The organism is Vibrio ouci, from assembly GCF_004551525.1.
Taxonomy (GTDB): domain Bacteria; phylum Pseudomonadota; class Gammaproteobacteria; order Enterobacterales; family Vibrionaceae; genus Vibrio; species Vibrio ouci.
The window spans coordinates 67,254-76,525 of record NZ_SATR01000024.1 but is presented as its reverse complement, the minus strand read 5'-3'; the positions used below and the strand labels follow the sequence as shown (position 1 = coordinate 76,525).

General features: G+C 43.1%; 10 protein-coding genes. 5 read left to right on the top strand and 5 right to left on the bottom strand.

The window, feature by feature from the left end:
- Positions 1–189: 189 nt before the first annotated feature.
- The gene (locus tag ELS82_RS15795; RefSeq protein WP_134836325.1) at positions 190–1,008 is read right to left on the bottom strand and encodes a nucleoside-specific channel-forming Tsx family protein; all 819 of its coding nucleotides are present in this window, start codon (positions 1,006–1,008) and stop codon (positions 190–192) included.
- 343 nt (positions 1,009–1,351) lie between these two features.
- Here ELS82_RS15795 and ELS82_RS15790 point away from each other — a divergent pair, with 343 nt between their 5' ends.
- The 3 genes from ELS82_RS15790 to ELS82_RS15780 all read left to right on the top strand — a co-directional run bounded on the left by ELS82_RS15790 (position 1,352) and on the right by ELS82_RS15780 (position 3,225).
- The gene (locus ELS82_RS15790) at positions 1,352–1,915 is read left to right on the top strand and encodes an LON peptidase substrate-binding domain-containing protein (RefSeq protein ID WP_134836324.1); all 564 of its coding nucleotides are present in this window, start codon (positions 1,352–1,354) and stop codon (positions 1,913–1,915) included.
- A gap of 66 nt (positions 1,916–1,981) precedes the next feature.
- Positions 1,982–2,566: a sigma-70 family RNA polymerase sigma factor gene (locus tag ELS82_RS15785; protein WP_134836323.1), complete on the top strand. Its 585-nt coding sequence runs from the start codon at positions 1,982–1,984 to the stop codon at positions 2,564–2,566.
- Positions 2,563–3,225 carry a ChrR family anti-sigma-E factor gene (locus ELS82_RS15780; RefSeq protein WP_134836322.1) on the top strand — a complete coding sequence of 221 codons (663 nt, stop codon included), beginning with the start codon at positions 2,563–2,565 and terminating at the stop codon, positions 3,223–3,225. The genes ELS82_RS15785 and ELS82_RS15780 overlap by 4 nt, the downstream gene beginning before the upstream one ends.
- Before the next feature lie 50 nt (positions 3,226–3,275).
- Here ELS82_RS15780 and ELS82_RS15775 read toward each other — a convergent pair whose 3' ends face one another.
- The 4 genes from ELS82_RS15775 to ELS82_RS15760 all read right to left on the bottom strand — a co-directional run bounded on the left by ELS82_RS15775 (position 3,276) and on the right by ELS82_RS15760 (position 7,051).
- A complete protein-coding gene (locus tag ELS82_RS15775) occupies positions 3,276–4,670 on the bottom strand; it encodes an AmpG family muropeptide MFS transporter (RefSeq protein WP_134836321.1) in 1,395 nt (464 codons plus the stop codon).
- Positions 4,671–4,744: 74 nt separating this feature from the next.
- Complete coding sequence (locus ELS82_RS15770; RefSeq protein WP_134836320.1) at positions 4,745–5,290, bottom strand: peptidylprolyl isomerase; 546 nt, start codon at positions 5,288–5,290, stop codon at positions 4,745–4,747.
- Entirely contained in the window at positions 5,290–5,859 is a 570-nt protein-coding gene (locus tag ELS82_RS15765) for a YajG family lipoprotein (RefSeq protein ID WP_134836319.1), read from the bottom strand. Before ELS82_RS15765 ends, ELS82_RS15770 begins: the two co-directional genes overlap by 1 nt.
- Positions 5,860–5,920: 61 nt before the next feature.
- Positions 5,921–7,051 (bottom strand): methyltransferase, encoded by a 1,131-nt coding sequence (locus tag ELS82_RS15760; RefSeq protein WP_134836318.1) that lies wholly within the window; start codon positions 7,049–7,051, stop codon positions 5,921–5,923.
- Between the two features lie 137 nt (positions 7,052–7,188).
- On the opposite strand from ELS82_RS15760, the gene bolA reads away from it, so the two are divergent.
- Both bolA and ELS82_RS15750 read left to right on the top strand, forming a co-directional pair.
- Complete coding sequence (gene bolA / locus ELS82_RS15755; protein ID WP_134836317.1) at positions 7,189–7,497, top strand: transcriptional regulator BolA; 309 nt, start codon at positions 7,189–7,191, stop codon at positions 7,495–7,497.
- Positions 7,498–7,929: 432 nt separating this feature from the next.
- Positions 7,930–9,270, top strand: a complete 1,341-nt coding sequence (locus tag ELS82_RS15750; protein WP_134836316.1) for a Na(+)-translocating NADH-quinone reductase subunit A — start codon at positions 7,930–7,932, stop codon at positions 9,268–9,270.
- Positions 9,271–9,272: the final 2 nt, after the last annotated feature.

Sequence of the window (9,272 nt, the reverse complement as noted above, 5' to 3'; positions counted from 1 at the left end):
CCGAATTGCTTTTGCGCCCAAAGAGTTGGCTCTATATAAGTCATGGTAATCATCCTTGTCATTGCTTAGATGATCAGATCATGGAACATGCAATTAGTTCAAAAAAAATCCCCAAGCTGTGGCTTGGGGAATTGTGTATAAGAGACAGCCCTAAGGTGCCATTTAGAAATCTATCGCTTATAAGTTCAATTAGAACTTGTAAGTTACTGCAACGTAGTGAGCTACACCTGATGATTCAAAAGATACGTCGTTGCCATCGATAAATGGAACATCTTCGCCGTCAGCGAAACCATATACATCGTTATATAGCTTCAAACCGTAGCCAACAGCGAAACGATCTGAGTGCCAGTAGATACCGTTGTACATTGCGCCGCCATTACTAGCAGTAGAGTATTTTTCTTCCATACCAAATTGGTAATCAATGTAACCTTGGTAAGAAATGAATGAACCGTTCTCGAAGAAGTAGAATGGTTTGAACCAGTTAGTCGAGATTTGGAAACCATTCCAATCTTTATTACCTGAGTCGTAAACACTGTATAGGTTTAGTCCCATTTTACCAAACCAAGGCATTTCAACGTCAGAACCAAGACCAATCTTTTGCTGGTTAACGCCTGCTGGACCACCATCCCATACAATTTCTGAAGCTACATACAGTTCTTTTACTGGACCAAAAGATAGGTCTTTTCCTGTCGCCGCATCAAGAGACATGCGTGGCGCAAACTTCATAAACAGTTTGTCTTTACCTGCTTTGTCGCTGTCAGAGTCCGATGTTAAGTTGAATACATCCACATAACCGTATAGATCGAAGATACCTGAACGACCACCAAATTCCATTTCTAGGTAATCATGAGAAGATTCAGTAACACCCTTTTCGTTGAATGCACCCATTAGGTTAAATTGCATCCATTTGTAGTCGTTTTTGTGGATATCGCCGTCTGAATAATCAGCAGCCATCGCAGGTGCAGACATTGCAGCTACAACACCAAGAGCTAAAAGTGATTTACGCATAATGGAACTCTCTATGTATGTTAATTCAATATTCATTGGATATTTATCTAGTTGCACAATCTGTGTCGTGCTTTGCTGGGGCGAATAATAGCGATAAATTTCTCAAAAGCCATGTGCAACATATGTAAAAAAACATAAAACAGGTGATCGAGATCTCATTAACAAACTAAAAATTGAAATGTAACGGAACTAATCGCACGTTGCACAAAAATTGAAATGGGTATCGATTACGCAAGCGTTTGCTCATATTTTTATGTCTGTCATGTATTCAACAGATATGGTGAATGATCTTGTTGGGGGTAGGTGACGTAAATGTTAATAACAAAATAAAATGAGAGCGTTTATGTCTGAAGTTATGCTTTTCCCTCTGAGTTCAGTTGTGTTGCCAGAAGGAAAAATGCGTTTGAGAATCTTTGAACCTAGATACAAGAGACTCGTATCGCAAGCAATGCAAGGAGAAGGTACATTCGGTGTCTGTCTTTTCGATCGTGACAATAGAGGGCAGGAGTTATCTAATGTTGGCACTTTAGCGAAGATCATCGACTTTGAGCTTCTTGAAGATGGTTTACTCGGGATATCAATCACTGGATTAAGCAAGTTCAAGATTCAAAGTGTGCGGGTAGAGTACGACGGTTTACGACTTGCTCGGATAGAAACACTTCCCAGTTGGAGCGCTGAGGAAATTGAAGCCAATGACATGCGGATTACAACAGAGCTCGTTCGGGTCTACCAGCAGTTTCCTGATCTCGGCGAGCTTTACCAGCAGAGGTTTTTTGATGACGCGAGTTGGGTTAGTCAGCGTTGGCTTGAGTTATTGCCAGTCACTAATCAGCAATTTGACGAGCTTACCTTACAAAAAAATTGTCACGCTGCGTTAAGCTTTATTAAAAAGAGCTTAGAAAGCTAGTAACGGAGTGATCGGTTTTCGAACTATTACGTATTTAAAGAAAAAAGTGAAACTAAGGCTATCAAAATGGAAAGTTTAGATACCCAGGCTTTTTCAAAAGAAGAGTGGCATTTATATATGGAGAAGGTGAAGCAAAGAGATAAAGCTTCATTTGCCGTGATATTCAACCACTTTTCTCCTCGACTCAAGCAGTTTGTTTTTCGCCATATGGGTAATGAGCAAGTGGCAATGGAAATTGTCCAAGAGGCGCTTTCAATCGTTTGGCAAAAGAGTGTCTTGTTTGACCCGTCTAAAAGCTCTCTGTCGACTTGGATTTATACTATCGCGCGTAACTTGTGCTTTGATACGTTACGTAAGCAAAAAGGGCGAGACTGTCATCTTCACTCTGAAGATTTATGGCCTAACGACTATTGCCCACCTGATATGGTAGAGCATTATTCTCCTGAAACGGATCGGCTTAAACAGCAGGTGATTAAGTATTTGGATATCTTGCCTGAGGCACAAAGAGAGGTGGTCAAAGCGGTCTATCTTGAAGAGCTGCCACACCAGCAAGTTGCGGATATGTTCGATATACCTTTGGGAACGGTTAAGTCCCGTTTACGGCTAGCTGTTGAAAAACTACGCGATACGATAGGGGCGGATAAGTTATGAGTTACCATCCAGAAACATCTATTTTAGAAGCGTATGCGCAAGGTACGTTGGACGATGTTAATGCGTTTACAATAGCGACGCATATTGAGACTTGTCCTAAATGTCGCGCTAAGGTCAGTGAGCTAGAGGAGAGCTGCGGGGAAGAATTAGTCAACGCCTCTATGCAGTCAGCCGATAGCTTTGATGACATGCTAACGAGTATTTTAGCTTTAGAGCCAAGCGATGAGCCTTTTAGGCCCACCAGAAAGCCAACCTTTATCGAAGTTAATGGTAAGACGTTTCGGTTGCCGTTGTCGCTAACTCGCTTTAGAGAGCAGATTGGCGAATGGAAAAATTACGGTGGCAAGGTATACAGTGCCTCGATTGAGCTTTCGGCCGACGCCAGAGTCAATCTGATGTATATCTCTGAGGGGGTGACAATTCCACAGCACACTCACAAAGGACTTGAATCAACATTGGTATTACACGGTAGCTTCAGTGATGAAGATGGCGAGTACCAAGTTGGTGATTACTTACTTAAAGATGCATCAGTTAAACACTCTCCCTTTACTAAGCAAGGTGAAGACTGCTTATGTTTAACTGTACTGACTGAACCTATGCTGTTTACTCAAGGCGTCGCGAGGGTGTTTAATCTATTTGGCAAGGGCATGTACCCATAATCAGCCCTATCAAAATGAAAAAGGCTTGGTGATTCACCAAGCCTTTTTGTTTATTTTGAGGTTGCTTCTTCTTGTTCAGCGTCGGCAGACTCATCTCGTTGTCTTGCTTTATCCAGTAGGTCGGTAAAGTAATGACGTAGAGAGTAGAGCATTATTAAGCTTGGAATCACCATTAAGGCTGTGATGACAAAGAACAGCGACCAATCATTGAGGTAATCAGCAAGCTCCCCACTAAACGATGCCAATGTGGTACGGCCAAAGTTACCCAGTGAAGCGAGCAAGGCATACTGAGTTGCAGAGAACGCTTGGCCTGTCAGCACAGTGAGGAATGACACAAATGCAACTGTCGAGAACGCAGTTGTGAAGTTATCGACAAGGATGGTGGCTAAGAATAAGTGCTCATTTGGGCCAACCTTAGCAATCCACGCAAACATCAGGTTACTTGCCGCCATTGCAATACCGCCAATCATGAGACCGCGAACAATGCCGAACTTAACGTTGAACATACTTCCCACTAAAGTAAAGAAGATAGTTGCTCCCCAACCAATGAGCTTGGAGTAGTAGCCGATCTGTTCGTTGCTAAAGCCGACTTCTTTATAGAATGTAATCGACATACGGCCGAGGAAGGCTTCACCAATCTTAAACAGGAATACAAACAACAATAGTGTGATCGCAACTTGTACACCGTTACGTTTGAAGAAGTCTAAGAAAGGCTCGATAACGGTTACACTGAACCAGGCTACGACTTTTGAATGGACAACTTTGTTGTGGCGGGCTTCTGCTTGGTGCTGTAAAGCTTCGCGGTTGGTTTTTGGCTCGCCGACTAATAAAGTAAAGAGCATCAAAATGCCGACAATAAATGCCATGCCATAGTAGACACCATTCCAGCCGATGGTATCTGCGTTGATGAAAGCAACATATCCAGGAAGTGAATAGCCAGTCCACCAACCAATTACGGCCATCGCAGAAGCTTGTGGTAGTTTAGACGACTGTGATTTCGGGAACGTATCGATACGGTATGCATCAATGGCAATGTCTTGAGTTGCAGAAGCGATTGCAATCCCTAGCGCCAACATAGAGGTGAACATTAGGTTCTTGGATGGATCAACGCCGGCAATAAACAGTGTGCTTACCAAGACTAAAGATTGGCATAGGAAGATCCAACTACGGCGCTGGCCTAAAACCTTGTGTAGCACTGGCAGTTTGACACGGTCAACCAATGGCGCCCATAAAAAGTTAATCGCGTAAACCGCGAAGACACTACCAAAGTAACCAATTGCAGCACGTGTTAATCCCGCATCTTTTAGCCAACCGGACATATTTGAACCGATCAGTACCCATGGGAAACCGCTCGAACAGCCCAGCATAAAGACCCACATAAGGCGTTTATCCATATAACTGCGGATAGTCTCTAGCCAAGATATGGAGGGAGAGTCAGAAGACATACACAAATCCTTGTTTGATTTTTTGGTCAGCAAGAAAAATGAGGCTCTAACTTGTAGGTTAGAGCCTAAGAGAATTATTTAAGAAGAGTGGCTTTAGTAATAATGATTGGCTCTACTGGAACATCACGGTAGCGACCAACTGAGTGTGTTGGTTTTTTACCCATTCCTTGGATGACATCGAATCCTTGAGTCACTTTACCAAATACTGCATAGCCTGGTGGGCGCTGGTCGTAATCTAAAAAACTATTATCAACGAAGTTAATAAAGAACTGCCTAGTTGCTGAGTGAGGATTATTCGTTCTCGCCATCGCAATGGTTGCTGTGTTGTTCTTTAGTCCATTAGACGCTTCGTTTCTTACTGGTGAGTAAGTTGGTAACGATTTCATGTTCTTGTCGAAACCACCACCTTGTGCCATAAAATTAGGGATCACACGGTGGAACTGACTGCCAACATAACTGCCATCTTTCACGTACTTTAGAAAGTTTGCTACCGTCAGCGGTGCTTTTTCTTGGTTTAGTTCGACAGTAAATGAACCTAGGTTGGTTTCAAATTCAACTTTAGGTCCTGCCATCGCTAGACTACTGAGTAGCGCTAGCGAAGCAATTGCTACCTTTAACATTAGAATCGCTCCTGCATGTACTGTTGAAGCTCTCGGTCATTTGAGATTTCTTGAAAGACTAAATTAATCACATCATTGAGGACAACTTCGATATCTTCATTTGAAGCACTTAGAGCACCAGTACGCTTAGCTGTACCTGTGTAGGCCTTGACCAGTTTACCTTGTGGTGTCTCAGCGGTGATCTCTAGTACTACTTTGCCATCCATTTGGTTTTCCATCACGGTATGCTTCACTGAAACCAGCGCTTCTTGAACTTCAATCGCGATAGTATTTTCACTGCTTACCGTGCTGCGGAAACCTTGTGACTTAAATTGCTCAAGCAATGCGTTTTCGATTGAGATGCGGACGTTTTGTTTAGAGTGGATAGGCTCAATGTTAGAACGACCGCTATCAACAAGTGCAACATACTGTGCAGAGCGAACGTCTTTACTGGTCAAAGTAAATGCAGCGTCTTTTACAAGGTCACTATTGCTCAGAACGGCTTTAGGCATAAAGTTGATTTGTTCTTGCTGCGGTGCTGCACACGCAGTAAGTAGTGCCATTGACGCGGCTAAAACCAGTTTTCTCATTGTAATTTCCTTTATTGTTAACTCTTCGAGCTTACCAAACGTTTAGAGAGATAATAGTGGACTATTTAGTTGCTTGTAAAATAACAAATTTCTTATTGGCTGCCACAACTTTAACGTTTGACTTGCCAAACAGTCTAGCGAGTTTACCATCGTAGCCGAGGTGGCGGTTGCCGATAACTAATAATTGCCCACCAACTCTAAGAATTTGCTTTGCATCACAGAACATCTGCCAAGCAATATGGTCGGTAATTGCTTGTTGCTGGTGAAACGGTGGATTACACATAATCATGTCGAGGTCATTTCTTTCTAGACCGTCGAGACAGTTATTGGCAATACACTCTATTTCTCGGTTATCGCCGAGGTTTTGAATCAGGTTCTGTCTAGCTGATTCGACAGCCATAAAACTCTCATCAACACAGGTCAATTTTATGCTTGGGTTGAGTTGCCCCATTTTGACCGATAACACGCCATTGCCACAGCCTAAATCAAGCACATGCTTTAGGTTAGGGTTGGTCGGCAAGTGCTGAATCATAAAGCGAGCACCCAAGTCTAAGCTCTCGCCCGAATAAACATTAGGTAGGTTATTGAGCTCTATATTCTCGCCGTCGACGTTCCAACGTGTGTTGGGGGAGACTGATTGAGGGTTGGCAACATTGGCCTGACTGAAAACTAATCGATGTTTTTTCCAAGCTAAAGACGTTTTAGTCTCGCCAAGGAACTTCTCAAACAGTTTGAGTGTTGACGAGTGAATCTCTTTGGCTTTATTCACGGCGATAACGGGTACCGATGGGGCCAAAGCTGAGCGCAATTGGCCCAGTTGCCAAGTGAGGTGACGATTGCTTTTAGGCAGTTGCATTAAGACCAGATCAACATCGTTAGCGATTGGCTCGATAGTTGTGGCAAACGACACTTGGTTGCATTGGTTTAGTGCTAAGTTTTCACGTGTTCCTGTGTGTGAAATGAACGAGTCACTCATCATGGTGATGCGATGGTTTGCACTGAACCAGCAACTTAAAGCGCCGAAGTTATCGTTAAGGATAAGAATGTGTTGATTGGGCTCTAATCCCATCTCTTCGATATGATTGATGAGATATTCATCGCCAGCATCCCAAGCTTGAAGGGTTTCATTGCTTCTTTTTGGGTAGCGAAATAGAGAAAGAGTACGCTCGTGCAGTGCAAGCTCAGTTTTCATAGTTGGAACGTTAGGTAATGTGCAATGAGCAAATTGTCGCAAAACCTAGCGGTTGAGGAAACTAAAACCTTTAGCTTTATCCGATGGGATATTATGATTTAAAGTTAATAGTCATTCATATTTGATGGTAAAGCACGATGTTGCAAGAAGTAATCGAAACCAAATTGCGTGAAGCATTTTCGCCTTTAGAGCTCAAAGTGATCAATGAGAGCTTTATGCACAATGTACCAGTTGGCTCGGAAAGCCACTTTAAAGTTGTGATTGTGAGTGAAAAATTTGAAGGGCAGAGACTTATTGGTCGTCATCGCCAAGTCAATCAAGTGTTAGCTGATGAGCTTGCGAACCATATTCATGCGCTCTCTATGCACACCTATACCGCGAGTGAATGGAAAGAGCAGAATCAACTCGCTCCAGACAGCCCAATGTGCTTGGGTGGTTCAAAATAATAAAATGAGAGGGTAGCGACGGCTACCCTTTTTAGTTAGTGCTAAAGAGGTATTGTTAACAACGTAGAAACAAATAAATGCAATAGTTAGTTTTAATTAAGATTGTTTCACGATGTGAATGCATTGGGTTATACAAAATGATATGCAGAAAAGGGTTTGTGCGGTGGCTCAAACTTATGACTATTCCTTAGCCTTTTAAACTCAATTCCTTCGAAATATCTCAGTTATTCATCGGATTCATCATGGCATCAACTTCTAAAAAGATGATAGACTATCGCACCTGATAAATCTCGATGATTTCTTGTTACGAGATTTTTAAGAGGATGTTGCGATTTTGGTGTTTTAAACGGCGCCAAAACCGGACACTAGTGTCGTGTCTAAAAGTTACGCAATCTAAGAATCTTTTTCCCGATAAAAGTAGTGCAAGTGCGTATGATTACAATAAAGAAGGGTTTGGACCTGCCAATCGCAGGAACTCCATCCCAGGTGATTAATGATGGTAAGACCATCAAAAAAGTCGCCTTGCTTGGCGAAGAGTACGTCGGCATGCGTCCTACTATGCATGTCCGCGTAGGCGATGAAGTGAAGAAAGCTCAAGTTCTTTTTGAAGACAAGAAGAACCCAGGTGTGAAATTTACTTCACCAGCAGCTGGTAAAGTGATCGAGGTTAACCGTGGCGCTAAGCGTGTACTTCAGTCTGTAGTGATTGAAGTGGCAGGCGAAGAGCAGGTTACTTTCGATAAGTTTGAAGCTGGCCAACTAGCAAGTCTTGACCGTGAAGCGGTTAAAACTCAGCTTGTTGATTCAGGTCTTTGGACTGCTTTACGTACTCGTCCGTTCAGCAAGGTTCCAGCAATCGAGTCTTCTACACAGGCTATCTTCGTAACTGCAATGGATACCAATCCGTTAGCAGCTCAGCCTGAGTTGATCATCAATGAACAACAAGAAGCGTTCGTTGCCGGTTTAGACCTGCTTTCAACCCTGACAGATGGCAAGGTTTACGTATGTAAATCTGGCACAAGTCTGCCTCGTTCTTCTCAGTCAAATGTTGAAGAGCATGTATTTGATGGCCCTCACCCAGCAGGTCTTGCTGGCACCCACATGCATTTCCTATACCCAGTGAATGCAGAAAATGTGGCGTGGAGCATCAACTACCAAGACGTTATTGCGTTTGGTAAGTTGTTCCTAACTGGTGAGCTTTACACTGACCGTGTTATTTCTCTGGCTGGCCCAGTAGTAAATAACCCTCGTTTAGTTCGTACAACTCTAGGTGCAAGCCTAGAAGACGTAACGGATAGCGAGCTGATGCCAGGTGAAGTTCGTGTGATTTCTGGTTCGGTACTTTCTGGTACTCATGCAATTGGACCTCACGCATACCTAGGTCGTTACCACGTTCAGGTTTCTGTATTACGTGAAGGCCGTGAAAAAGAACTGTTTGGCTGGGCTACGCCTGGTAAGAACAAGTTCTCGGTAACTCGCTCATTCCTTGGTCATATCTTCAAAGGTCAGTTGTTTAACATGACAACAACGACTAACGGTAGTGATCGTTCTATGGTTCCAATTGGTAACTACGAACGCGTAATGCCATTAGATATGGAACCGACTCTGCTACTTCGTGATCTATGTGCAGGTGATACTGACAGTGCAGCAGCACTAGGTGCACTTGAACTGGATGAAGATGATGTAGCACTGTGTACCTTTGTGTGTCCTGGTAAATACGAATACGGTGAACTCCTTCGTGAATGCCTAGATACCATTCAGAAGGAAGGGTAATT

Bases quoted from the DNA above. Each gene is read 5' to 3' on its own strand.
- ELS82_RS15760 (WP_134836318.1), bottom strand. From the start codon at position 7,051: ATGAAAACTGAGCTTGCACTGCACGAGCGTACTCTTTCTCTATTTCGC.
- ELS82_RS15785 (WP_134836323.1), top strand. From the start codon at position 1,982: ATGGAAAGTTTAGATACCCAGGCTTTTTCAAAAGAAGAGTGGCATTTA.
- ELS82_RS15780 (WP_134836322.1), top strand. From the start codon at position 2,563: ATGAGTTACCATCCAGAAACATCTATTTTAGAAGCGTATGCGCAAGGT.
- ELS82_RS15765 (WP_134836319.1), bottom strand. From the start codon at position 5,859: ATGAGAAAACTGGTTTTAGCCGCGTCAATGGCACTACTTACTGCGTGT.
- ELS82_RS15750 (WP_134836316.1), top strand. From the start codon at position 7,930: ATGATTACAATAAAGAAGGGTTTGGACCTGCCAATCGCAGGAACTCCA.
- ELS82_RS15770 (WP_134836320.1), bottom strand. From the start codon at position 5,290: ATGTTAAAGGTAGCAATTGCTTCGCTAGCGCTACTCAGTAGTCTAGCG.
- ELS82_RS15775 (WP_134836321.1), bottom strand. From the start codon at position 4,670: ATGTCTTCTGACTCTCCCTCCATATCTTGGCTAGAGACTATCCGCAGT.
- bolA (WP_134836317.1), top strand. From the start codon at position 7,189: ATGTTGCAAGAAGTAATCGAAACCAAATTGCGTGAAGCATTTTCGCCT.
- ELS82_RS15795 (WP_134836325.1), bottom strand. From the start codon at position 1,008: ATGCGTAAATCACTTTTAGCTCTTGGTGTTGTAGCTGCAATGTCTGCA.
- ELS82_RS15790 (WP_134836324.1), top strand. From the start codon at position 1,352: ATGTCTGAAGTTATGCTTTTCCCTCTGAGTTCAGTTGTGTTGCCAGAA.